The following is a 24,151-nucleotide window of genomic DNA, read 5'->3' on the forward strand; positions in this document are numbered from 1 at the left end:
TATCATTCCCTAGCAGCGCGAGTCCTTCCCCCTTCTGTCGCGTGGCCGGCGTTTCACCGAAGGGATGCGAGGAAACGCCATGCCCGAGATCCTGATCCGCCACGCGGATGCCATCCTGACCATGAACGACACCCGTGCCGAGCTTGCCGGGGCCGATGTGCTGATCCGCGGCGGGGTGATCGCGGCCGTGGGGCAGGGCCTCTCCACCACCGGCGAGGTGGTCATGGCCCAAGGCTGCGTCGTCACCCCGGGCCTCGTGAACACCCATCACCACCTCTACCAGACCCTCACCCGCGCCGTGCCGGGCGGGCAGGATGCGCTGCTGTTCGGCTGGCTCAAGACGCTCTACCCGATCTGGGCGCGCTTCGGGCCCGAGGAGGTGTTCGCCTCCGCTCAGGTCGGGCTGGCGGAACTGGCGCTGTCGGGATGCACGCTGACCTCGGACCACCTCTACCTCTACCCCAACGGCGCCCGGCTGGACGATACCATCGCCGCCGCGGCCGAGGTTGGCCTGCGCTTCCACCCCACCCGCGGCGCGATGAGCATCGGGGAGAGCGCCGGCGGCCTGCCGCCCGACAGCCTGGTGGAGCGCGAGGAGGCGATCCTCGAGGACTGCATCCGCGTCATCGACGCCTTCCACGATGCCTCTGAGGGCTCGATGTGCCGCGTCGGCGTCGCGCCCTGCTCGCCCTTCTCGGTCAGCCGCGATCTGATGCGGGACGCGGCACTGCTGGCCCGCGACAAGGGGGTGATGCTGCACACCCACCTTGCCGAGAACGCCGAGGACGTCGCCTATTCGCTGGCCACCTTCGGCTGCCTGCCCGGGCAATATGCCGAGGATCTGGGTTGGACCGGCCCCGATGTCTGGCACGCGCATTGCGTGAAGCTCGGCCCGCAAGAGATTGACCTCTTTGCCAGAACCCGCACCGGCGTCGCGCATTGCCCCTGTTCCAACTGCCGCCTCGGATCGGGTATCGCGCCGGTCAGGGCGATGCGCGATGCGGGGGTGCGGGTCGGGCTGGGGGTGGACGGCTCTGCCTCCAACGACGCCGGAAATCTGGTGGCCGAGGCGCGGCTGGCGATGCTGCTGCAGCGCGTGGAGAATGGCGCGGGTGCGATGAGCGCGCGCGAGGCGCTGGAGATTGCCACGCTTGGCGGGGCTGAGGTGCTGGGGCGCAGCGACGTGGGCGCGCTGGTGCCGGGCATGCGCGCTGACATCGCGGTCTGGGACGTGTCGGGCGTGGAAAGCGCCGGCAGCTGGGATCCGGCGGCGCTGCTGCTGGCCGGGCCGACGCGGGTGCGGCACCTGTTCGTCGAGGGGAGGCAGGTGGTGCGCGACGGGCAGATGCAGACCATCGACCTGCCCGCAGTGATCGCCCGGCAGAACCGGCTGGCGGCACGGCTGCGCGGCTGACGCGCTCGGCGCGCGAATATCCGCCTTGCCGGAAACATCCGGGCGCCGCGCGCGTTGTCAGGTCTCCCCCCCCGCGGGACCGCGCCGGCATCGCCTTTGCCTTTCGGAAATATCCTCGGGGGTGCGGGGGCAGAAGGCCCCCGCTTCGCCGCAAGCCGACCAAGCCGAAAGGACCTGTCATGAACGACACTCCGAAGAACGCCCCCAAGAATGCCCCGAACACCCAGTATGAGATGCGTGACCCCCGCAGCCTCTATCCCAAGCCGCCCTTTGACACGCCGATGCAGCCCGAACCCGGCCTGACCAGCGAAATGACCCCGCGCCCCGACCATGGCGAGACCTCGTACAAGGGCCTCGGCCGGATGCAGGGCCGCCGCGCGCTGATCACCGGCGGCGACAGCGGCATCGGCCGCGCCGTGGCCATCGCCTATGCCCGCGAGGGGGCGCATGTTGTCATCAACTACCTGCCGGCCGAACAGGCCGATGCCGACAGCCTGCTGAAAGACCTGCGCGCCGAGGGGCTGAAGATCGACGCGATCCCCGGAGACCTGATGGACGAGGGCTTCTGCAAGACGCTGATCGACGAGGCGGCAGGCGTGATGGGCGGGATCGACGTGCTGGTGAACAATGCCGGCAAGCAGGTGACGCAGGCCAGCATCCAGGACCTGACGACCGAGCAGTTCGATGCCACCTACAAGACCAATGTCTATGCGATGTTCTGGCTGTCCAAGGCGGCGCTGCCGCGGATGAAGCCGGGGGCGACGATCATCAACGTGACCTCGATCCAGGGCTACGATCCCTCGCCGAACCTCCTCGACTACGCCTCGACCAAATTCGCCATCCTCGGCTTCACCAAGGCGCTGGCGGGGCAGGTGGCCAGGGACGGCATCCGCGTCAACGCCGTCGCGCCGGGCCCGTTCTGGACGCCGCTGCAACCCTCGCAGGGCCAGCCGGCCGAGAAGCTGGCGAAGTTCGGCGAACAGACGCCGCTCGGCCGCCCTGGCCAACCGGCCGAGATTGCAGCCAGCTTCGTGTTCCTTGCCACGCAGGAATCCGGCTACATGACCGGCGAGACCATCGGGGTGACCGGCGGCAATCCGATCCACTGACGCCAAATCATTGACGGGGCGGCGGAACCTTGCCGGGTGCCGGGCGTTGGTCACCGAATTGTGCAGTCTCGCGGCGTTCCATCCGCGGTATGTGCGATCAATACAAAGTTCCGGGAGATGAACGAATGACCAAGAAACTCATGATGCTGCTCTGTGCAGGCACGCTGTCCCTGTCGGCTTGCACCGGCTACACCCCCAACCAGAACGCCGCCATCGGCGGTCTGACCGGCGCAGCTGCCGGCCTCGCAGCGGCTGACCTTGCAGACGGCAGCGACACCGTGAAGGTTGCCGCGGCCCTCGGCGGCGGCGCAGCGGGCGCGGCTATCGGCTCCAACGTCGGCGCGCGCAAGTGTACCTACACCGACGGTACCCCGGCGCCCTGTCCGAACCGCTACTGATTAGGGCAAGCGGGGCAGCTGCCGCCCTCGCATCCTGTCTGCCAAGGCCGGCCTCCCCACGGAGGCCGGTTTTTTCATGCGCCCTTGTTCGACTTGTCCTGGCGCCCTCTGCGGGCGAGGTTGTGCCAGCGCAACGACGCAGGGGCCGTGCGCGGCGAGGCTGCGGCACGGCCCAGCCGGCCGAGGCGGAGGCACCATGCGCGGCCCGAGGTTAGACGATCCAGACCTGCCGCTGCGGTTGCTGTTCGACCGCTGGCCCGAGGTGGCGGCGGTATTCCGGGCGCAGCGGATGCTGTGCTTCGGCTGCCCGATCGCGCCGTTTCACACGGTGATCGACGCCTGCGCCGAATACGCGCTGGACGAGGCCGCCTTCCGAGCCGCGCTGGCGGCCGCGGTGGCGCAGGGCGGGCGCCTTCTTGCCTGAACCATCGGATCGCCGGCGTCCGGGCCGGGTCCTGCCCGGCTCATCACCACAAGGCGGTGCGGGTCCGTGACGACCACGAGGCAGCGGGTGCTTCTTACCACGCCGCCCCGTTCCCAAAGGCTCAGCACCCGGCTGACGGTGTGCAATGTGGTGCCGGTCATGTCGGCGACGTTCTGGCGGCTGATCGGAAAGCCGATCTCGATGCCATCCACGACCTTTCGCCCCGACTGGGTGATCATCCGAAGCAGGGCACAGGCGATGCGCTGCTCCACCTGCTTGGTCGACAGCTCGACGATGGTTGCTCATCTCATCGGCCCGGGCGCCGAAGGCCCGGAAGATTTCAGCGGCAAACCCGTCATAGGCATTGCAGAACCCCGGCCAGAGGGCATTGGGCCAGGAGAGGACACGGCAGCCACCGGCGGCAATCGCCGATGCGTGATGCCTGTCCTGCCCAAGCGCGGCCGCGATGCCGAACACCTGACCGGCCTGGATGTGCAGCACGATGATCTGGTCACCTTCGGCCGTCAACCTGACGAGACGGATGTTGCCCGACATCAGCAGATGGAAGCGCCGGGCAGGCTCCCCCTCGTCAAAGACCGCGGCGCCGCCAGCCAGGTGCCGCGATCCGGACAGGGCAAGGATCTCGCTCAATTGTCGCGGATCGAGGCGGCGGAACGGGGGCATTGCGCCAAGCTGGTTGATGTCGGGCCTGATCATGGACTGTCCAGAGGTTGAGCCAGCACAACGACGCTGACGCTCATCCTAGGCGACCGTCCGGCCAAGGTGCTGACGCAGATCAGGGGCCGGGACGTTTCCAGTCCCGCTCATGCCCCGGACAGCGTGCGCCGCCTCCACCGCGACACAGGACAGGTTCAGCACCATGCACACCCCCACCCGACCCACCTATGCCGGCCCCGCCTTGTTCAGCTATGGGTTTCGGCCGCTGTTTCTGGCCGCGGGTCTCTTCGCGGCCCTGATCGTGCCACTGTGGATGATGGTGTGGTCGGGGCAGGTGGCACTGTCCGGTCCGTTCAGTCCGCTGGACTGGCATATCCATGAGATGCTGTTCGGCTACACCTCTGCCGTGATCGCGGGATTCCTGTTCACCGCGATCCCGAACTGGACCGGGCGGATGCCGACACGGGGGCAGCCGCTGATCGCGCTGGCGGTGCTGTGGATCGCCGGGCGGCTGGCGGTGGCCTTCGCGCCCTGGCCGCTGCTGGTGATGGCCGTCGATTGCGCCTTCCTTCTGGCCATCGGCGTCATGGTGGTGACGGAAATCGTGGCGGGGCGGAACTGGCGCAACCTGATGGTGGTGCTGCCGGTGCTGGCGTATCTGGCCGCCAACATCGCCTTCCATCTGGAGGCGATGGGGCAGGGCAGCGCCGAGATCGGCCGCCGCCTGGGCTTTGCGATGGTGACGCTGCTGATCGCGCTGATCGGCGGGCGGATCATCCCCAGTTTCACCCGCAACTGGCTGGCCAAGCGGGGGCCGGGCCCGATGCCGGTGCCGTTCGGGCGCTTCGATGCGCTGTGCCTTGCGGGCACGCTGGCGGCGCTGCTGACTTGGGTGGCGGCGCCGGACACGGCGTTGGCCGGGGCGGGTCTGCTCGCGGCCGGCGCTTTGCAGGCGGGGCGGCTGGCACGGTGGCGGGGCATTCGGGTCTGGCGCTCGCCGCTGCTGGCGATGCTACATCTGGCCTTTGCCTTCATCCCCGCGGGGCTGGCCGCGCTGGGGCTGGCGGCACTGGGGGTCTGGCCGGCGGTGACGGGGCTGCACCTTCTGGGCATTGGCGGCATTGGCGGGATGACGCTGGCGGTGATGATCCGCGCCTCGCTGGGCCACACTGCGCGCGAGCTGGTGGCGGGGCGGGCGCTGACGCTGGGGTTTGCCTGCGTGGCACTGGCGGCGCTGGTCCGGGTCGCGGTGCCCTCGGGCGCGGGGCTGTGGGGGGCGGCAGGGCTGTGGGTGGTGGGGTTTGGCCTGTTCCTGTGGCGGTTCGCGCCGATCCTGACGCAGCCCAACCCGGCGCGGCGGGTGCCGGGCGGGCGTTAGGGCGTTGCACCCGCGCACGGCGCCCCTAGAGTGAGGACAGGAAAGTGAGGCAGGGCATGGGCGCGATCAGCTTTGAGGACGGCCGGATCGAGGTCGATGCGGCGCTCGTCGCCAAGGCCCTGCAGATGGAGCCCGAGGCGCTGCGCGCCGCCCTGCGCAGCGGCGCGGTCACCAGCCAATGCGAGACGGGCATGGACGAGGACGCCGGGCGCTTCCGGCTGACCTTCTTTTCCGCCACCCGCCGGCTGAGGCTGACCGTGGGGGCCAACGGCGAGGTGCTGCAGACCTCCAGCGCCGATTACCGCCGCAAGCCCGGAGGGTGATCAGCCCTCGGCGCCGCTGAGCAGCACCAGCCGGTGCGGCGCGGTCACGGTGATCTTGCGGCGCTCGGACACCACGATCCCGTCCCGCTCCCACGCGCTCAGCAGCCGGCTGACGGTGTGCAGCGTGGTACCGGTCATGTCGGAAATGTTCTGCCGGGTGATCGGGATGCCGATCTCGATCCCGCCCTCGACCTTGCGGCCCATCTGGGTGACGAGACGCAGGATGGCATTGGCGATGCGCTGTTCCACCTGTTGCGTCGCCAGTTCCACGATCCGGTTGTTCATCTCGCCGACGCGGGCGCCTACCACCTTGTAGGTTTCGGTGGCAAAGCCGTCATGCCGCGCGGTGAACTCGGCCCACAGGCGGTTGGGCCAGGCCAGCACCACACACTCATCGGCCGTCATCGCGGTCGCCGGATAGGCGGTATGGCCAAGCGCCGCGCCGATGCCGAACAGCTGCCCCGGCGCGATATGCAGGGCGATGATCTGGTCCCCGGCCGCCGTGGTGCGGATCACCCGGATATGCCCGTCGAGCAGCAGGAAAAACCGCTCCACCGGCATTCCTTCCGCAAAGACCGGCACCCCGGCATCGAAGCGCAGCGCCTGCGCGGCATCCAGGATCTCGCGGATCTGCGGGCGGGCCAGCTTGCGGAACGGCGGCAGGCCGGTCAGCAGGCTTTCGTCGAGTTTGTGCAAACGCAGCCTCCGAGGTTGTGGCAGCACAACGAGCCGCGCGCGACCTTAGCCTAGAACCGGGGCAACACCAATCTGCCATCCCCGGAAAGGACGCACCATGTTCCCGAACCTGATCCCCGCCACGCTCGCCGCCAGCCTTGCCGCGCTGCTGTTGGCCCCGGTTGCCCATGCCGCCAATGTCGATGTGCTGATGCTGAACAAGGGCACCGAGGGCGCTATGGTGTTCGAGCCGGCCTTCGTGAAGGTCGATGTGGGCGATACCGTCACCTTCATCTCGACCGACAAGGGCCACAATGTCGAGAACATCAAGGACATGCTGCCCGAGGGGGTGGAGGCGTTCAAGAGCAAGGTCGGGGCGGATTACGTGCTGACCGTGACGGCCGAGGGCCTCTATGGCGTGAAATGCACCCCGCACTACACAATGGGCATGGTCGCGCTGATCCAGGCTGGCGCGCCGGTCAACCTGGAAGCGGCCGCCGCCGTGTCCCAGAAGGGCAAGGCCAAGACCCGGTTCGAGCCGCTGTTCGCGCAGGTTGCCGAGTAACACCGGCTCAGGGCGCCCCCTTGTCAGGGGGCGCTTCCGCTTGCGGTAGGCGCGTCAGTCCTGCTGGCAAAAGCGGATGCGGTTGCCGAACGGGTCATACACCTGCATCTGCAGCCCCCAGGGCAAGGGCTCCAATCCCGGGCGGCCATAGGGATACTGCTTCTCGGCCAGTTCCTTGTGGAAGGCCCGGATATTGGCGGTCTGCACGAAGATATTGGACCCCGGGCTGGCATCGCCGTGATGTTCCGACAGATGCAGCGACAGGCCCGCGCGCTCAATGCCGAGATAGAGCGGCAGCTGCGGCTCGAACCGATGCTCGAAGGTGACGGTGAAGCCAAGGAAACCGCAGTAGAACTCCCGCGCCTTGGCCTCGTCGAAGATCCGCAGGATCGGGCTGGTCCGGGTAAAGCGGGGGCCTTCGGCGCCTTGCCCCAGAGCGGAGACTGCGGTGTTCCAGTCGGCATAGCCAAGCGACTTGGACACCAGCTCCAGCGCCTTGGAATGCGTCACCTCGGTGCCCTCGAGCGCAAGGGCGGCGCGCAGTTGGCGCGCCATGGATTTGGCGGTGTCGGGATCGGTCATCACATCCTCCTGCCAGCGCACGGGATCGGGGCTCGCATTGCCGACGAAGCACTGGACGGGAAGGGTGCATCGGATCGTCCAAGGTGCTTTCACCAGACCCCAAGGGGCGCGAGCGGCTGGCAGCACAGGCCGTGGGTATCTGGGACATGATCCGGGCGACAGTCAAGCCAGCGCGCAGCTAGCGTTCGTTTGCGCCCTTGCCTGCCATGATCTTGGGCCTTGCGCGCGCGATCCGCGCAACCCGCGTGGCGGAGGTCCTGGCCGAGGCGAGGTGGATCACATAGCTGGTCTGCCGCCCGGGGGTGAGGGCGTGGAAGGCCTCGGCCAGATCGGGGTCGGCGTCCATGGCCAGGGTCAGCTCCTCCGGCAACTCGCGGGCGGTGTCGTCCTTCGGCGGCTTCACCCCCGCCTCGGCATAGCCCATCGCCTCGGTCAGGTAGGCGGCGATCACGCGCGCCTTGTCGGCCACCTGCTCATTCTCCGTGAAGCGGATCATGTCGGCGTGGCGGGTGTTCGGTCCCTGCCGTTCCAGCACCCCCTCCGGGTCCTTCATCAGCGCCGCATTGAAGAAGCTCAGGCGGAAATCCCCCCGAAAAGCACCAATGATGGCGATGTTGCGCGCCGAATGGGTGTAGCAGGGGTGGCCCCATTTCACCGTCTCGGTCAGTCCGGCGGCAAGGCACAGCGTGCGCAGCTCCGTCAGACCGCGCTGCCATGCACGGACCGAGCAGTCGGCCGTGGCGAAGCGGTCGCAGCGGCCGCAGCCCTTGGTGAAGAAATCCTCGATCTCGGTGATCATCGGCCTCGGTCTCGCAGGGGACACCCTCTATCCTACCGCGGGGCGGCCCATCCGCCAACCTCAGCCCGCGTCCCGCACCAGCCGGAAGCCAAGATAGTCCGGCGGCACGCCCGCGGCGCAGCCGCCGACGCGGGCGTCGCGGATGAAGTCGATCACGAAGGCCCGGTGCTTGCCCTGCACCGACCGCACGCCGCAATAGTCGGCGCGGGTGGCGATGGCGGTGCCGTCCGGCGTCAGGGTGCCGTTCTGGAAGCAGGTCTCGGTCCATTCCCAGACATTGCCGGCGATGTCGGCGACGCCGCGGTCATTGACCCCGAAATGCCCCTGTGGGTGCAGGGCAAGGTCTGCCTCGCCGCGCAGCTCCACCTCGCGCAGGTAATTGGCGATCCAGCGGCGCGAGGGGTCGGCGCCGTTGGCATCCTCGGCGAAGCCGTCGTCGAAACCCCGTTCGCCCGCCGCGCGCAGCCATTCGGCATCGGTCGGCAGCCGCCAGGTCGCGCCGGTCCGGGCCGAGAGCCAGGCAGCATAGGCGGTGGCATCGGCATGGTTGATATTGGTTTGCGGCATCCCGGGCCGGCCGGTGACCGGCAGCGGCGGGCAGCCACGGTCCGCCACGCAGCGGGCATACTCCGCCTCGCTCACATGGAATTTCATCACCTCCAGTGCCGGGGCCTCCACCCGCTCCATCGGCGCATCGACCATCCTTGTGCCTTGCCGGAACTCGCCCGCCGGGCGGTAATCCTGCGGGCCGGCGGCGATGTGGACGGTTTCGGGCGCCTCCACCCCGGGCGCAAGGCGCAAGGCTGTCACCCCGGCAATCACGGCGAGGGCGAGCAGCAGGGCAAGCGCGGCGGGGGTTGTCATGGTGGGCTCCTGAAAACGGCAAGGGCGGCCCCGGGGTTCCGGTGCCGCCCAATCCACGCGAGGTCACGGTAGCGCGGTGCGCCCTTCGTGCAGCACGTCATATTCGACCGGGGCCACCACCTGTTCCATCAGGTCGTTGTTCCAGTCGCCGCCGACGATCACATGCGCCGTTGCGCCAAGGTTCACCGCCTCGATCAGGTTGTGGTTGACGTAGGCATAGACGCCCGGCTGCAGGAAGGTGTAGAGCGCCGCCCCGGCAGAGCCGCCGCGGATGAACCAGGTTTCCAGATCGCGTTCCGGCAGGTTGTTGAACTTGCCGCTTTCCCAGACCAGATCGCCATGCCCGCCGATCAGGTGCGGGCGGCTGTCGCGGTTGGCCTGGCTGTGGACGAACAGCACCGTCTCGCCCTGCTCGGCGACCAGCGCGCCGGTGCCGGTCAGCGCGCCGACGCGGCCATTGAACACCACATGCGAGGGGATCAGCCTGTTCATCACCTCCAGCATGTCGGAATAGCCCTCGCCGGCATCGGCGAAGCGCATGTAGTCGCCATCAGGGCCGCGCGGGAGGTAGAAGTCGTTCTCGCCGATATGGTAGATCCGGTCATAGGAGACCGGCTTGCCCAGATGGTCCTTCAGCCCGTCCCGCGGCAGCACCATGATGGCGCCCGACATGCCCGACACGACGTGCCACGGGATCATCGGCCCCCCCGGCGCGCAGTGATAGACGAACACGCCCGGCCGCGTGGCCTTGAAGCGCAGCACCGCCTTTTCGCCGGGGTTCACCAGCGTCAGCGACCCGCCGCCAAGCGCGCCGGTGGCGGCGTGGAAGTCGATATTGTGCTGCATCATGTTTTCGGGCGGGTTGAACAGCGTCAGTTCGACATAGTCGCCCTCATGCACCACCATCATCGGGCCGGGGACGGAGCCGTTGAAGGTCATCGCCTGGATCCAGGCGTCTTCATCGACCTGCATCTCCTTCTCGATGATCTTCATCTCGAACTCGATGATCGCGGGGCCGGTCGTTGCCACCTGTTCATGTTCATGCACGAAGGGCGGGGCCAGCAGCTTGACCTTGCGGCGGGGAAGCGAGGACAGATCGACCGGCGCTGCGCCGGAGGTGTCCATCACCTCCTCGGCACTGGCGGACGTGATCAGGTAGGGCGAGGCGGCAACAAGGGCAGCCCCCATGAGTGCGGCGCGTCGGGTGAACATCGGGTTTCTCCTTCGGGAACCTGTCGGTTTCAGCCATCGGTCTAGGCTGGCGCGAAGGAGGGCTCGTTGTGCTGGCACAATATCCGAAGGGAAAGGGCGGGCTTAGCCGCCGGGCGGGGTATCCTGATTGCGCGCGCCGCCCAAGCCCATGCCCATCCCGCCGCCACCGCCTCCCATGCCGCCACCACCACCACCGCCACCGCCCGCGCCGCCGCCGGCCCTGTCCCGGCCACCGCGGGCGCCGCCGGATTGCGGGCGGGTGGGGCCCTGCAGGGGGATGGGGGTCGCTTCGGGGATCGGTTCAAGGTCCAGCGCGCGGCGGATATAGGCGCGCAGCGAGATCACCAGTTCGGCGGTATGGATCGGCCGCCCCGCCGCCATGTCGCTGGCGGCCTGCGCGGCAAGGCGCACATGGTCCTCGGTTCCCAGCAGCAGGATATCGGACAGCGCGGCCTCCACGGCATCCCGAATGCGGCGGGGGCGGTCGCTGGGGGGCACGTTGGGAGTGGCGGCATCGGGTTCAGGCTCTGCGCCCTCCTGGGCCGGTTGGCGCAATTCGCGCAGATGGGCGGGGTTGACCGTCAGTTGCCCGGTGAAGGACCCGCCAAGCGTGCGATAGGCGGCGATCAGCGTCTTCAGCCTCTCGTTGATCTGCCGGTTCATCCGCTGCTGGCGCTGCTGGATCGTCAGCATCATCAGCACCCGGATGCCGACGCCGATCAGCGCGAAGACCGCCAGACCCAGAAGCGAGGTCAGAACGCCCTGCCACGAGCTCAGATCCAATAGGCGCATGTCGATCCTCCGGAGTTGTTGCCCGCCAGTGTTGCCGCCAGTGTTGCCCGCTGGCGGCGGCGAAGGAAAGGCGGCGGCGACGGCACGGCCCCCCGCGGCTGTCATCAAAAATTCACAGGCGTTTGCCGAATTTCACATGCGTTTCGGATATAGTTCCGTTATTCGCGAATTATGGAAATAAAGACCGCCTCCGAATCGCTCGCTGTCCTTGGCCACGAAGGCCGCCTGTCGGTGCTGCGCCTGCTGATGCGGCGAATGCCGCAGGGCGCGCGGCCCACAGAGATCGCCGAGGCGCTTGGGATGAAGCCCAACACGCTGTCGGCCTACCTGTCGGCGCTGGAGGGAGCTGGCCTGATCGCCGCCGAACGGCAGGGGCGGGCGATCACCTACACCGCCAACCTGCCGGGCATCGGCGGGCTGATCGACTACCTTTACGCCGACTGCTGCCGCGGCCGGCCCGATATCTGCACTCCCGCCGCCTTCCGCGCCGGGGTTTCGTTGGAGGAACGAATGGAAGACCGGGTTTACAACGCACTCTTCATCTGCTCGGGCAATTCCGCCCGCTCGATCTTTGCCGAGGCGCTGCTGCGCGATGTGGGGAAGGGGCGCTTCAATGCGTTTTCCGCCGGCACCAAGCCGCATTCCGAGCTGAACCCCTATGCGCTCGAAGTGCTGGAGCGGGCAGGGCATGACGTGTCCACCATGCGCTCCAAGCATCTGAGCGAGTTTCAGTCGGCGGACGCGCCGGCGATGGATTTCGTCTTCACGGTCTGTGACGCCGCCGCGAACGAGGAATGCCCGCCCTGGCCGGGCCAGCCGATCACTGCGCATTGGGGCGTGGCCGACCCGGTGAAGGCGACGGGCACCGACGCCGAAAAGGGGCTGGCCTTCTCGCGCGCCTATGCCGAACTGCGCCGCCGGATCATCGCCTTCGCGGCGCTGCAGGTCGGTGAGCTGGAAAAGGTCGCGCTGCAGCGCAAGCTGGACGATATCGGCCGGGGCGCATGAGCATAAGCGAAGCAACCCGTCCCGCCGCGGCCGGCCTTGGCACTTTCGAGCGGCTGTTGTCGCTCTGGGTCGCCCTGGCCATCGTGGCGGGTATCGGCCTTGGCCTGTCGGTGCCCGGCCTCTTTGCCGCGCTTGCGGCGGCCGAGATCGCCCATGTCAACCTGCCGGTGGCGGTGCTGATCTGGGCGATGGTGTTCCCGATGATGGTCGGCGTCGATTTCGGCGCGGTCTCCAAGATCGGGCAGGAGCCGCGGGGCCTCTTGATCACGCTGGTGGTGAACTGGCTGATCAAGCCCTTCACCATGGCGGCGCTTGGGGTGCTGTTCTTCCGCTACATCTTCGCGGGGCTGATCCCGCCCGACGCGGCCGACAGCTACATCGCCGGGCTGATCCTGCTGGGGGCCGCGCCCTGCACCGCGATGGTCTTCGTCTGGTCGAACCTGGTGCGGGGGGATGCCACCTACACGCTGGTGCAGGTCGGCGTGAACGACCTGATCATGATCGTGGCCTTCGCGCCTATCGTGGCGCTGCTGCTGGGGATCACCGATATCGTGGTGCCGTGGTCGACATTGCTGCTGTCGGTCGCGCTCTATGTCGTGCTGCCGCTGCTGGCGGGCCTCTGGGTGCGCAGCGCGCGGATGCGGGCGGGCGGGCTGCCGGCGGTGGAGGCGTTCCGCGACCGGATGCGTCCGGCCTCGGTGATCGGCCTGCTGGCGACGGTGGTGCTGCTGTTCGGGTTTCAGGCGCAGCAGATCCTTGCCGATCCGCTGGTGATCGGGCTGATCGCGGTGCCGCTGCTGATCCAGTCCTACGGCATCTTCATGATCGCCTATTTCGCGGCCCGCGCGCTGCGGGTGCGCTTCGATGTCGCCGCGCCCTGCGCACTGATCGGCACCTCGAATTTCTTCGAACTGGCCGTCGCCGTCGCCATCAGCCTGTTCGGGCTTGGCTCTGGCGCGGCCCTCGCCACGGTGGTGGGCGTGCTGGTCGAAGTGCCGGTGATGCTGACGCTGGTGGCCTTTGCCAACAGGACGCGCGGCTGGTTCGCGCCGGATGAGGGACTACACCGATGACGAAGATCGCAATCAACGGCCTTGGCCGGATCGGCAAGCTGGTGCTGCGCCGGCTGGTGGACATGGGCCATGCGGGCAAGATCGTGCTGTTGAACGATCCGGTGGGCACCCCCGCCGACCACGCGCTGCTGCTGGAATTCGACAGCATCCACCGCCGCTGGCCGGTGCCGATCAGCCATGACGACGCGGGCCTGATCGTGGATGGCCAGCCGATGCGGCTGACGGGCGTGAAGCGGATCGAGGATCTGCCGCTGGCGGAGCTAGGCGTCGATCTGGTCATCGACTGCACCGGCATCTTCAAGACCGGCGAGAAGGTGGCGCCCTATTATGCGGCGGGGGTGAAGAAGGTCGTCGTCTCGGCCCCGGTCAAGGATGGCGGCGCGCTGAACATCGTCTACGGGGTGAACCATGACCTCTACGATCTGGCGCAGCACCATCTGGTAACGGCCGCAAGCTGCACCACCAACTGCCTCGCGCCCGTAGTGAAGGTGATCCATGAGGCGATCGGGATCCAGCACGGCTCCATCACCACGATCCATGACGTGACCAACACCCAGACCATCGTCGACCGCCCGGCCAAGGACCTGCGCCGCGCAAGGTCGGCGCTGGCGAACCTGATCCCCACCACCACCGGATCGGCCACCGCGATCACGCTGATCTATCCCGACCTTGCGGGCCGGCTGAACGGCCATGCGGTGCGGGTGCCGCTGTTGAACGCCTCGCTGACCGATTGCGTGTTCGAGATGAAGCGGGCGGTGACGGTGGAGGAGGTGAACGGCCTCTTCAAGGCCGCCGCCGAGGGGCCGCTGGCGGGCATTCTGGGCTATGAGGAGCGGCCGCTGGTGTCGACCGATTATACCGACGATCCGCGGTCCGCGATCATCGACGCGCTGTCGACGATGGTTATCAACGGCACCCAGCTGAAGGTCTATGCCTGGTATGACAATGAATGGGGCTATAGCTGCCGGCTCGCCGATGTGGCGCTGATGGTGGCGGGGGAATGACCATGCCCACCGCCGCCCCACGCCCCGAGGGGCTGGCCGCCTACGCCGCCGTCACCGCGGCCTATTGGGCGTTCATGCTGTCCGATGGTGCGCTGCGGATGCTGGTGCTGCTGCATTTCAACGCGCTCGGCTTCTCGCCGATCCAGCTTGCCTACCTGTTCCTGCTGTATGAGCTGGCGGGGATCGTCACCAACATGTCGGCGGGCTGGATCGCGGCGCGGTTCGGGCTGACCTCGACGCTTTATGCCGGGCTTGGGCTCCAGATCCTCGCGCTGGCGGCACTGGCGCAGTTGGACCCTTCGTGGACCGTGGGCGCCTCGGTCGCCTTCGTGATGGCGGTGCAGGGGGCTTCGGGCGTCGCCAAGGATCTGGCGAAGATGTCGTCGAAAAGCGCGGTCAAGGTGCTGGCGCCCGAGGGGGACGGCACGCTGTTCCGCTGGGTGGCGGTGCTGACCGGGTCGAAGAACGCGGTCAAGGGCGCGGGGTTCTTCCTGGGCGCGGTGCTGCTGGCGCTGGCGGGGTTCCAGACCGCCGTCTGGGCGATGGCGGGCGTGCTGGCGGTGATCCTGGCCGCGGTGGCGCTGTTCATGCCCTCGGGCCTGCCCAAGGGCAAGAAGGGCACCAAGCTGCGGCAGATCTTTTCGGGAGATCGGCGCATCAACCTGCTGTCGGGGGCGCGGATGTTCCTGTTCGGGGCGCGCGACGTGTGGTTTGTCGTCGGCATCCCGGTCTATTTCCAGTCGGTGCTGTCGGATGGCACGCCTGCCGGCGCGCGGGCGGCGTTCTTCGTGATCGGCGGTTTCATGGCGGCCTGGATCATCTGCTACGGCGCGGTGCAGGCCGCGGCGCCGAAGATCGTGAAGGCGCACGGCCGCCCGGCGGGCGAAATCACCCGCATCGCCGCCCGCTGGGTCGCGGCGCTGACGGTGATCCCCTTCGCGCTGGCGGGCGCGGCCTTGCTGGCGGGCGGACCCAGCACGGCGCTGACCGTCACGCTGATCGTCGGGCTGCTGGCCTTCGGGTTTGTCTTTGCGATCAACTCCTCGGTCCATTCCTACCTGATCCTCGCCTTCACCAGCGCCGAGCGGGTGACGATGGATGTGGGCTTCTACTACATGGCCAATGCGGCGGGGCGGCTCACCGGCACGCTGCTGTCGGGCGTCAGCTATCAGCTGGGCGGGCTGCCGCTCTGCCTGGCGACCGCCGGGGTGATGGCCGGGGCAAGCTGGCTGGTGGTGCGGCGGATCGAGCCCAAGGGGCAGGTCGCCGCCTGACCGGCGGTGCGTTTTCGGGCGCAAGCCGCCACATCTCTCCACAACTGCCCGTTTCTTGGGCGCCCTGCCATGGTCCCGGCCCGCGCGGCTGGCAGAGACGCTGCACAAACAGGGGCTTGGGCGACAGGTCACAAAGTCGCTGGAAGCCCGGCCCGCTTCCGTGCAACCCTGCCCGGGAAACAGCGTTGCGGGATCTCATGTCGATCAAGGCCAGCATCTACCACCTGACCCATTACAAATATGACCGCCCGGTGATCCTCGGCCCGCAGGTGATCCGCCTGCGGCCCGCGCCGCACAGCCGCACGCGGGTGATCTCGCATTCGCTGCGCGTCGGCCCGCAGCCGCATTTCGTGAACCACCAGCAAGACCCCTATGGCAACTGGCTGTCGCGCTTCGTGTTTCCCGAGCCGGTGACCGAGTTCAAGATCGAGGTCGATCTGGTGGCCGACATGTCGGTCTACAACCCGTTCGACTTCTTCGTCGAGGAAGCGGCCGAGACCTGGCCCTTCGACTATCCCGAAGACCTGCGCGAGGATCTGTCGATCTACCGCAAGACCGACGCTGCCGGCCCGCTGCTGCAATCCTTCCTCGACTCGGTGCCGCGGGACCGGGTTCGCACGGTGGATTTCATCGTCGGCCTCAACGCCAAGGTCGCGCGCGAGATCGGCTATGTGATCCGCATGGAGCCGGGGGTGCAGACGCCCGAGGAAACGCTGCAAAAGGCGCTGGCCTCGTGCCGCGATTCCAGCTGGCTGCTGGTGCACGCGCTGCGGCATCTGGGGCTCGCCGCCCGGTTCGTGTCGGGCTACCTGATCCAGCTGGCGCCGGACCTCAAGGCGCTGGACGGGCCGTCTGGCACCGAGGTCGATTTCACCGACCTGCACGCCTGGGTCGAATGCTACCTGCCGGGCGCGGGCTGGATCGGGCTCGACCCGACCTCGGGGCTGCTGACCGGCGAGAGCCACATCCCGCTGGCCGCGACCCCGCATTACAGCAATGCCGCGCCGATCTCGGGCCTTGCCAGCTTTGCCGAGGTGGAGTTCGGCTTCGACATGAAGGTGACGCGGGTGGCGGAACATCCGCGCATCACCAAGCCGTTCTCGGATGAGAGCTGGGACGCGCTGAACGCCCTTGGCCGCAAGGTCGATGAGCATCTGGCGGCGGGCGATGTGCGCCTGACCATGGGCGGCGAGCCGACCTTCGTGTCGATCGACGATTTCGAGGCGGACGAGTGGAACACCGCCGCCGTCGGCCCGACCAAGCGCATGTTCGCCGACCGGCTGATCCGGCGCCTGCGCAACCGCTTCGCGCCGGGCGGCTTCCTGCATTACGGGCAGGGCAAGTGGTATCCCGGGGAGAGCCTGCCGCGCTGGACCTTCTCGCTCTACTGGCGGGCCGATGGCCAGCCGGTCTGGGAGGACCCGGAGCTGATCGCCGATGAGGGCGCGCAGGCGGGGGCGACTCCGTTGCAGGCCCAGGAGTTCCTGCGCGAGATCGCGGCAGAGCTGGAGGTGGAGGAGGATTGCATCCTGCCCGCCTATGAAGACCCCGCGACCTGGCTGGTGAAGGAGGCGAACCTGCCGCCGAACGTCACGCCTGACAACAGCAAGCTGAAGGACGCCGAGGAGCGCCACCGCATCGCCGCGGTGTTCGACCGCGGGCTGACCGAACCTTCGGGCTTCATCCTGCCGATCCAGAGCTGGCAGGGCAGGGCGTCTGGCCGCCGCTGGCGCACCGAAAAATGGCGCCTGCGCCGCGGCCATATGTTCCTGGTTCCCGGCGACAGCCCGGTCGGCTATCGCCTGCCGCTCGACTCGCTGCCTTGGGTTCCGGCCTCGCAATACCCCTACATCAACCCGGTGGACCCGACGGTGGAACGCGGCCCGCTGCTGCCTGTGACGCCCGTCGATCCCACCCGCCGCTCGCAGCCGATGTCGAGCTTCATTCCCAGCGGCCCGGGCTGGCAAGGCTCGCAAGGCAGCCCGGTGGCGGAGGTGGACGGCTTCATCCGCACCGCGCTGTCGGTGGAACCCCGCGACGGGCGGCTGTGCGTGTTCATGCCGCCGGTGGTGTCGATCGAGGATTACCTCGACCTGTTGCGCGCGGCCGAGGCGGCGGCGAAACGGCTGGGCCTGAAGGTGCATATCGAAGGCTATGCCCCGCCGCAGGATCCGCGCCTGAACGTGATCCGCGTTGCACCAGATCCGGGCGTGATCGAGGTGAACATCCACCCCGCCCACAACTGGGGCGATTGCGTCGCCACCACCGAGGCGGTGTATGAGGAAGCCCGGCAAAGCCGGCTTGGCGCCGACAAGTTCATGATCGACGGCAAGCATACCGGCACGGGCGGCGGCAACCATGTGGTCGTGGGAGGCAATACCCCGAACGACTCGCCGTTCCTGCGCCGGCCGGACCTCTTGCGCAGCCTCATCCTGCACTGGAACCGGCACCCCTCGCTGTCCTACCTCTTCTCTGGCCTGTTTATCGGCCCGACCAGCCAGGCCCCGCGGATCGACGAAGCGCGGCATGATGCGCTTTATGAGCTGGAGATCGCCCTCGCGCAGATCCCCGCGCCGTGGCAGGGGCAACCGCCGCTGCCGTGGTTGACGGACCGGCTGCTGCGCAACATCCTGACCGATGTCACCGGCAACACCCACCGGGCCGAGATCTGCATCGACAAGATGTTCTCGCCCGATGGCCCCACCGGGCGGCTGGGTCTGGTCGAGTTCCGCGGCTTCGAGATGCCGCCGAACGCCAAGATGAGCCTTGCGCAGCAACTGCTGATCCGCGCGCTGATCGCCCGGTTCTGGGAGGCGCCGGCCTCTGGCACGCTGACCCGCTGGGGCACGCAGCTGGCCGACCGTTTCATGCTGCCGCATTTCCTGTGGGTCGATTTCCTCGATGTGCTGGCCGATCTGCGGCGGCATGGCTTCGATCTGGACCCGGCATGGTTCAAGGCGCAGGCCGAATTCCGCTTCCCGTTCTGCGGCGAGGCGGAGTATGAGGGCGTCCATCTGGAGCTGCGGCAGGCGTTGGAGCCCTGGCATGTGCTGGGGGAGACCGGCGCCATCGGCGGCACCGTGCGCTATACCGACAGTTCGGTCGAACGGATGCAGGTCAAGCTGACTGCGGCAGACCCCGGGCGCTATACCGTCACCTGCAACCGGCGCAAGATGCCGCTGCGGCCCACCGAAACGGCGGGCGTGTCGGTGGCGGGCGTGCGCTTCAAGGCCTGGCAACCGGCGGCGGCGATGCATCCGGTGGTGCCGGTTCATGCCCCGCTGACCTTCGACGTGTTCGACACCTGGTCGGGCCATGCGCTTGGCGGCTGCGTCTATCATGTCGCGCATCCGGGCGGGCGCAGCTACGACACCTTCCCCGTCAACGGCAACGAGGCCGAGGCGCGGCGTCTGGCGCGGTTCGAGCCGAACGGGCACACCCCGTCCGGCTACTGGCCTGCCGAGGAGGTGCCGCATCCCGAGTTCCCGATGACGCTGGACCTGCGCCGGTTGGCCGGGCTCTAGCCATGACAGGCCGCGTTGCCACGCCGCCGTCTGACCCCGTGGCCGCGCTTCTGCGCGGCTACGAGCGTTATGCGGGCGTCGCGGACGAACTGGTCGATGCCAAGGGCGAGATGCGCCCGGTCTGGCGGCCCTTCGTGCAGCATCTGGGGCGGCTGCCCCGTGACACGGTGGCGGCGCGCTTTGCCCGGGGAGACCAGTATCTGCGCGATGCGGGGGTGTTCTACCGGCTCTATGCCGAGAGCGGGTCGGATGAGCGGTCCTGGCCGCTGAGCCACGTTCCGGTGATCGTGCATGAGGCGGAATGGGACGAGATTTCCGCCGGCCTGATCCAGCGCGCCGAACTGCTGGAGAAGGTGGCGGCCGACCTCTACGGCCCCAACAAGCTGGTGGCGGGCGGGCATCTTCCGGCGCAGCTGGTGGCGCAGAACCCCGAATGGCTGCGCCCGTTGGTGGGCGTGGTGCCGAAGGGCGGGCATTTCCTGCATTTCCTGGCCTTCGAGATCGGCCGCAGCCCCGACGGGTCGTGGTTCGTGCTGGGGGACCGGACGCAGGCCCCCTCGGGCGCCGGGTTCGCGCTGGAAAACCGGGTGGCGACCAGCCGGGTGTTCACCGACTTCTTTGCGAATGCCAATGTCCACCGCCTCGCCGCCTTCTTCCGCGGCTTCCGCGATGCAATGAACGGCCTGCGGCAGAATGAGAGCACCCGCGTCGGCATCCTCAGCCCCGGGCCGATGAACGACACCTATTTCGAGCATACCTATATCGCCCGCTACCTTGGCTTCATGCTGCTGGAGGGCGAGGATCTGGTGGTGCAGGACGGCGCGGTGATGGTCCGAACCGTCGCGGGCCTGCGGCCTGTCGATGTGCTCTGGCGGCGGCTCGATGCGCGCTTTGCCGATCCGCTGGAGCTGGACCCTTCGTCGCGCATCGGCACGCCCGGCATGGTCGGCGCGCTGCGCGCCGGGCAGGTGGCGATGGTCAATGCGCTTGGATCGGGCCTGCTGGAAACCCGCGCCTTCCTCGCCTTCCTGCCGCGGATCTGCGAGGTGCTGATGGGCGAGCGGCTGAAGCTGCCGAACATCGCCACCTGGTGGTGCGGGCAGTCGGCGGAACGCGCCTATGTGCTGGCCAATGCGGACCGGATGCTGATCGGCCCCGCCCTTTCGAACCGCCTGCCGTTCGAGGCGGATGGCGCCACCGTGCAGGGCCGCGCCTTCCGCCCCGGCGCCCATGCCGCCGTCAGCGACTGGATCAAGGCCGAGGGGCCCTCGCTGGTGGGGCAAGAGGCGGTCACGCTGTCGACGACGCCGGCCTATGTGGAAGGCCGTCTGCGCCCGCTGCCGATGAGCCTGCGCGCCTTCGTGGTGCGCACGCCCGAGGGCTGGCAGGTGATGCCCGGCGGCTATGCCCGCATCGGGCGCACCAGGGATGCCAGCGCCATCGCCATGCAGCGCGGCGGGTCGGTCGCCGATGTCTGGATCGTGTCCGACAAGCCGGTGGAGCCCGATACCAACGTCGCCGCGCCGGAGACCTTCCGGCGGTCAGAGCTTGGGGTGCTGCCAAGCCGGGCGGCGGACAACCTCTACTGGCTTGGCCGCTATGTCGAACGGGTGGAAACGGCGGTGCGGCTGCTGCGCGCCTGGCATCTGCGGCTGGCGGAAAGCGGAACCGCCGACCGGCCGCTGCTGAAAAGCCTGGGCAAATACCTCGCGGCGCATGGCTTCGATCCGGTGCAGCCGATCGCCGAGGCGCTGGCCGAACGGGTGGACGATGCCCGCAGCTGCGCCGGCAAGGTCCGCGACCGCTTTTCCACCGATGGCTGGATGGCGCTGTCGGATCTCGCCGCCGCCGCCTCTGCCATGCCGGGGCCGGACCAGGCGGGGGATGACACCGCCCGCGCCCTTGGCCAGTTCCTGCGCCAGATCGCCGGCTTCTCGGGGCTGGTGCATGAGAACATGTACCGCTTCACCGGCTGGCGGTTCCTGACCCTTGGCCGCGCGCTGGAGCGGGCGAACTCCATGTGCTGGACGCTGGCGACCTTTGCCGATGCCAAGGCGCCCGAGGGCGCGCTGGATCTGGCGGTCGAGGTCGGCGACAGCCTGATGACCCATCGCCGCCGCTACACCGTCGCCACCAACCGCGCCACGGTGATCGACCTGCTGGCGCTGGATGACCGCAACCCCCGCGCGGTGTTCTTCCAGCTGGGCGAGATCCGCAACCAGATCGCCAAGCTGCCGGGCAGCGACGCCGCCGGCCCGATGCCGCAACTTCCGCGCCGGGTGCTGGAGCTGCATACCGGGCTCGCGGTGCTGTCGCCAGATGAGCTGACCACCGACGGGCTGCTGAAACTGCGCGGTGCCACGGCCGGACTTTCGGGGCTGATCGCCGACACATTTTTCGGCTAAGAAGGCGCGCGGACCTCTCCGCGAGGATTCAAGGCGGCCCCCATGCTCTACGATATCACCGCCAGCATCGACTATGCCTATAACCAGCCCTCGGGCCTTGGCCGCACCCTGTTGCGGCTGCTGCCGGTCACCGTGCCGGGCGCGCAGAAGCTGATCGCGGGGGCGCTGACCACCGCGCCTGCCGCGGCGGAACGCATCGACCGGCTGGATTTCTTCGGCAATCCGGTGACGGAGGTGGCCTTCCGCGAGGCGACCCGCAGCGCCAGCTTCCGCATTCAGGCACGGGTGGAGCGCATCGCGCAGGCGCCCTCGCTGGACCTGTCGCCGCCGCTGAAGCGGCTGGCCCAAGAGCTGTATGATTTCGACGATCTCGGCCCCACCGCGCCGCATCACTTCCTGGGCCCGTCCGAGCGGGTGCGCCCCTCTGCGGCGATGACCGCCTATGCCCGCGATCATCTGGCCAAGGGTGAAACCACGCTGGCCGTGGTGCAGGCGCTTGGCGGCGCGCTCTACCGCGACATGCGCTTCGACGCCAAGGCCACCACTGTCGATACCGACCCGTCCGAGGCCTTCGCCGCGCGCCACGGCGTGTGCCAGGATTTCAGCCATATCATGATCGCCTGCCTGCGCGGCATCGGCATCCCCGCCGGCTATGTCAGCGGCTACCTGCGCACCAGCCCGCCCAAGGGCGAGGAGCGGCTGGCGGGCGCCGACGCCATGCACGCCTGGGTGCGCGCCTGGTGCGGGGTCGAGGGCGGCTGGGTGGAGTTCGACCCGACCAATGACCTGATGGTGGGCAGCGACCATATCGTGGTGGCCGTGGGCCGCGACTATGACGACGTGGCCCCGGTCAAGGGCGTGCTGCGCACCGCCGGCCGCAGCGCCAGCGGCCACAGCGTCGATGTCATCCCGCTTGGGTGAGAGGGGCCGCTTGTCTGAACCGGGCTCGTGCTTGGCTGCGGTAGAACCGTGCGAATCCCGCGGCGATGCGGGGGCCGTCGAGCGCGCCCGGGAGTGAGGCGCGCGCCTCGGCGGCAATGGCGGGCGGCACCATGCTGCCATCGGGGCCGTCGAAGGTATCCGTGACATGCGCCGGCAGGAACTCCGGGTGGAACTGCACCGACAGTGCCGGGAACGGGTAGGCCAGCCCGCCATAGGGGGACAGCGCGTTGGCCGCCAACACCTCTGCCCCCGGCGGCGGCGCCACCACCTGATCCTGATGGAACGAGATGCTGGCGAAGGGCTCCGCCCCCCACAGCGCCGCGCCAGCCGGGGTGGGGCGGTGATCGTGCCGGCCGATCACCCAGCCCGCAGCCGATTTTTCCACTTGCCCGCCATAGGCCGCCGCCATGATCTGATGGCCGAAGCAGACGCCCGTCACCGGCACCTGCCGGTCGCGCAGGTCGTGCAGCAAGGCCACCAGCGGCCCCATCCAGGCCAGCCGGTCATAGACCCCGGCCCGCGATCCGGTCACCAGGAAGCCGTCATGCCCGGCGGGATCGGGGAGGGGGCCCGGCGCCGTCACGTCATGCACGGTGAACACCGCCTCGGGCATCGCCGGGGCCAGCCAATCGCGGAACATGTCTGCATAAGTCCCGTGCTGCGCCGCAAACCCGGCATCCGGCCGGTCGGTTTCCAATATGCAGATCCGCATCGGTCCCTCACCCTTGATCCGCCGATTGGCCCCGCCGCGGCACGCGCTGTCAAGCCGCCCCCCCGAGTCTGCCGAAATGCGCTATAGCATGGTCCCGAATGTGCAATTTCAAACCGCAGCACCGGCCCCCATTGTTATCCTCGAAGCAATTGATGATTTGGGAGAGCCGAGATGGCCACCAGTGATGCCCCCCTCGAGATCGGCCATGTCGCGCTGACCGTGCGCGATCTGGACGCCGTGGCCGCGTTCTATCAACGCGCCCTCGGGCTCGACCCCCTCTCGCAGGACGGCGAGATTGTCCGGCTAGGCACCGGCGACCGAACCCTGCTGGAACTCCGCCGCGACCCCGCCGCCCGCGTTTCCTCGCCGCGTGAGGCCGGGCTGTTCCACACCGCCTTCCTGCTGCCCGCACGCGCCGATCTGGGCCGCTGGCTCGCCCATGCCGCCGAAAGCGGCCTGCGGCTGCAGGGCGCCTCGGACCATCTGGTCAGCGAGGCGGTCTATCTGGCCGACCCCGAGGGCAACGGCATCGAGGTCTATGTCGACCGCCCCCGCGCCGAGTGGCCGATGTCGGCGGGCGGCCTGCAGATGGCCAGCGATCCGATGGATCATGCGGGGGTGCTGGCGGCGGCCGGGGGCAGCCGGTGGGCCGGCATCCCGGAGGGCTCGGTGGTCGGCCACGTTCACCTGCAGGTCGGCGCGCTGGACGCGGCCGAGGGGTTCTATGGCGAGACTCTGGGGATGGCCCTGACGGTCCGCTACCGGGGCGCGAACTTCTTCGGGGCGGGCGGCTATCACCACCATGTCGGTACCAATATCTGGAACAGCCGCGGGGCAGGGCGCCGCGCGCCGGGCACGGCAGGGCTTGCCGAGGTGGTGTTGCGGGCCGATCCGGCAGAGCTGGCGGCGATTGCCGTGCGGGCAGGGGTGGTCCCGGACGGGCCTGTGGCACTGCAAGACCCCTGGGGCACCGCGATCACCGTCGAGGCGAAGTAG

23 protein-coding genes and 1 pseudogene are annotated in these 24,151 nt (G+C 68.5%); 15 read left to right on the top strand and 9 right to left on the bottom strand.

What is annotated here, in order from left to right; all coding sequences use genetic code 11:
- Positions 1-79 precede the first annotated feature (79 nt).
- From GVY41_RS06640 to GVY41_RS06655, 4 genes are all read left to right on the top strand, one after another.
- Positions 80-1,414, top strand: a complete 1,335-nt coding sequence (locus tag GVY41_RS06640) for an 8-oxoguanine deaminase (protein ID WP_161344193.1) — start codon at positions 80-82, stop codon at positions 1,412-1,414.
- Between the two features lie 233 nt (positions 1,415-1,647).
- On the top strand, positions 1,648-2,523 hold the full coding sequence (locus tag GVY41_RS06645) for an SDR family oxidoreductase (RefSeq protein WP_202456080.1): 876 nt from the start codon (positions 1,648-1,650) through the stop codon (positions 2,521-2,523).
- 125 nt (positions 2,524-2,648) lie between these two features.
- Positions 2,649-2,921 carry a YMGG-like glycine zipper-containing protein gene (locus GVY41_RS06650; protein ID WP_161344189.1) on the top strand — a complete coding sequence of 91 codons (273 nt, stop codon included), beginning with the start codon at positions 2,649-2,651 and terminating at the stop codon, positions 2,919-2,921.
- A 196-nt stretch (positions 2,922-3,117) separates the two neighbouring features.
- Positions 3,118-3,345 carry a hypothetical protein gene (locus GVY41_RS06655; protein WP_161344187.1) on the top strand — a complete coding sequence of 76 codons (228 nt, stop codon included), beginning with the start codon at positions 3,118-3,120 and terminating at the stop codon, positions 3,343-3,345.
- On the opposite strand, the gene GVY41_RS20575 is transcribed toward GVY41_RS06655, so the two are convergent.
- Both GVY41_RS20575 and GVY41_RS20580 read right to left on the bottom strand, forming a co-directional pair.
- Entirely contained in the window at positions 3,243-3,584 is a 342-nt protein-coding gene (locus GVY41_RS20575; protein WP_308421081.1) for a helix-turn-helix domain-containing protein, read from the bottom strand. The two genes, GVY41_RS06655 and GVY41_RS20575, sit on opposite strands and share 103 nt — an antisense overlap.
- Positions 3,585-3,786: 202 nt before the next feature.
- A pseudogene (locus GVY41_RS20580) lies at positions 3,787-4,062 on the bottom strand (cyclic nucleotide-binding domain-containing protein); the annotation flags it as partial.
- 163 nt (positions 4,063-4,225) lie between these two features.
- On the opposite strand from GVY41_RS20580, the gene GVY41_RS06665 reads away from it, so the two are divergent.
- Positions 4,226-5,401, top strand: a complete 1,176-nt coding sequence (locus tag GVY41_RS06665; RefSeq protein WP_161344185.1) for an NnrS family protein — start codon at positions 4,226-4,228, stop codon at positions 5,399-5,401.
- A 44-nt stretch (positions 5,402-5,445) separates the two neighbouring features.
- Positions 5,446-5,724 (top strand): DUF6522 family protein, encoded by a 279-nt coding sequence (locus GVY41_RS06670; protein ID WP_202456073.1) that lies wholly within the window; start codon positions 5,446-5,448, stop codon positions 5,722-5,724.
- Here the strand turns inward: GVY41_RS06670 and GVY41_RS06675 are convergent, their stop codons facing one another.
- The gene (locus GVY41_RS06675) at positions 5,725-6,420 is read right to left on the bottom strand and encodes a Crp/Fnr family transcriptional regulator (protein WP_161344182.1); all 696 of its coding nucleotides are present in this window, start codon (positions 6,418-6,420) and stop codon (positions 5,725-5,727) included.
- Between the two features lie 97 nt (positions 6,421-6,517).
- On the opposite strand from GVY41_RS06675, the gene GVY41_RS06680 reads away from it, so the two are divergent.
- Complete coding sequence (locus tag GVY41_RS06680; RefSeq protein ID WP_161344180.1) at positions 6,518-6,964, top strand: pseudoazurin; 447 nt, start codon at positions 6,518-6,520, stop codon at positions 6,962-6,964.
- A gap of 54 nt (positions 6,965-7,018) precedes the next feature.
- Here GVY41_RS06680 and GVY41_RS06685 read toward each other — a convergent pair whose 3' ends face one another.
- The 5 genes from GVY41_RS06685 to GVY41_RS20080 all read right to left on the bottom strand — a co-directional run bounded on the left by GVY41_RS06685 (position 7,019) and on the right by GVY41_RS20080 (position 11,213).
- Complete coding sequence (locus GVY41_RS06685; protein ID WP_161344178.1) at positions 7,019-7,546, bottom strand: glyoxalase superfamily protein; 528 nt, start codon at positions 7,544-7,546, stop codon at positions 7,019-7,021.
- 178 nt (positions 7,547-7,724) lie between these two features.
- Positions 7,725-8,345 (bottom strand): YdeI/OmpD-associated family protein, encoded by a 621-nt coding sequence (locus GVY41_RS06690; RefSeq protein ID WP_161344176.1) that lies wholly within the window; start codon positions 8,343-8,345, stop codon positions 7,725-7,727.
- A gap of 60 nt (positions 8,346-8,405) precedes the next feature.
- Entirely contained in the window at positions 8,406-9,209 is an 804-nt protein-coding gene (locus tag GVY41_RS06695; RefSeq protein WP_161344174.1) for an SUMF1/EgtB/PvdO family nonheme iron enzyme, read from the bottom strand.
- 63 nt (positions 9,210-9,272) lie between these two features.
- Positions 9,273-10,421: a copper-containing nitrite reductase gene (gene nirK, locus GVY41_RS06700; RefSeq protein ID WP_161344172.1), complete on the bottom strand. Its 1,149-nt coding sequence runs from the start codon at positions 10,419-10,421 to the stop codon at positions 9,273-9,275.
- Positions 10,422-10,523: 102 nt separating this feature from the next.
- The gene (locus GVY41_RS20080) at positions 10,524-11,213 is read right to left on the bottom strand and encodes a hypothetical protein (RefSeq protein ID WP_163535497.1); all 690 of its coding nucleotides are present in this window, start codon (positions 11,211-11,213) and stop codon (positions 10,524-10,526) included.
- 171 nt (positions 11,214-11,384) lie between these two features.
- Between GVY41_RS20080 and GVY41_RS06710 the strand changes: the two genes are divergently transcribed.
- The 7 genes from GVY41_RS06710 (at position 11,385) to GVY41_RS06740 (ending at position 22,422) form a co-directional block, all read left to right on the top strand.
- Positions 11,385-12,221: an arsenate reductase/protein-tyrosine-phosphatase family protein gene (locus GVY41_RS06710; protein WP_161344170.1), complete on the top strand. Its 837-nt coding sequence runs from the start codon at positions 11,385-11,387 to the stop codon at positions 12,219-12,221.
- Positions 12,218-13,294, top strand: coding sequence for an ACR3 family arsenite efflux transporter (arsB, locus tag GVY41_RS06715; RefSeq protein ID WP_170301127.1), 1,077 nt, complete (start codon positions 12,218-12,220; stop codon positions 13,292-13,294). Before GVY41_RS06710 ends, arsB begins: the two co-directional genes overlap by 4 nt.
- A complete protein-coding gene (locus GVY41_RS06720; RefSeq protein ID WP_161344168.1) occupies positions 13,291-14,298 on the top strand; it encodes an ArsJ-associated glyceraldehyde-3-phosphate dehydrogenase in 1,008 nt (335 codons plus the stop codon). Before arsB ends, GVY41_RS06720 begins: the two co-directional genes overlap by 4 nt.
- On the top strand, positions 14,295-15,572 hold the full coding sequence (gene arsJ / locus GVY41_RS06725; protein WP_161344166.1) for an organoarsenical effux MFS transporter ArsJ: 1,278 nt from the start codon (positions 14,295-14,297) through the stop codon (positions 15,570-15,572). The genes GVY41_RS06720 and arsJ overlap by 4 nt, the downstream gene beginning before the upstream one ends.
- A gap of 197 nt (positions 15,573-15,769) precedes the next feature.
- Positions 15,770-19,096, top strand: coding sequence for a transglutaminase family protein (locus GVY41_RS06730; protein WP_161344165.1), 3,327 nt, complete (start codon positions 15,770-15,772; stop codon positions 19,094-19,096).
- A gap of 2 nt (positions 19,097-19,098) precedes the next feature.
- Complete coding sequence (locus GVY41_RS06735) at positions 19,099-21,501, top strand: circularly permuted type 2 ATP-grasp protein (RefSeq protein ID WP_161344163.1); 2,403 nt, start codon at positions 19,099-19,101, stop codon at positions 21,499-21,501.
- 42 nt (positions 21,502-21,543) lie between these two features.
- Positions 21,544-22,422, top strand: coding sequence for a transglutaminase family protein (locus tag GVY41_RS06740; protein ID WP_161344161.1), 879 nt, complete (start codon positions 21,544-21,546; stop codon positions 22,420-22,422).
- On the opposite strand, the gene GVY41_RS06745 is transcribed toward GVY41_RS06740, so the two are convergent.
- Complete coding sequence (locus GVY41_RS06745; protein WP_161344159.1) at positions 22,406-23,155, bottom strand: type 1 glutamine amidotransferase; 750 nt, start codon at positions 23,153-23,155, stop codon at positions 22,406-22,408. The two genes, GVY41_RS06740 and GVY41_RS06745, sit on opposite strands and share 17 nt — an antisense overlap.
- 171 nt (positions 23,156-23,326) lie before the next feature.
- Here GVY41_RS06745 and GVY41_RS06750 point away from each other — a divergent pair, with 171 nt between their 5' ends.
- Positions 23,327-24,151, top strand: coding sequence for a VOC family protein (locus GVY41_RS06750; protein WP_161344157.1), 825 nt, complete (start codon positions 23,327-23,329; stop codon positions 24,149-24,151).

Origin of the sequence: Frigidibacter albus (assembly GCF_009908165.1) — a bacterium.
GTDB lineage: Bacteria > Pseudomonadota > Alphaproteobacteria > Rhodobacterales > Rhodobacteraceae > Frigidibacter > Frigidibacter albus.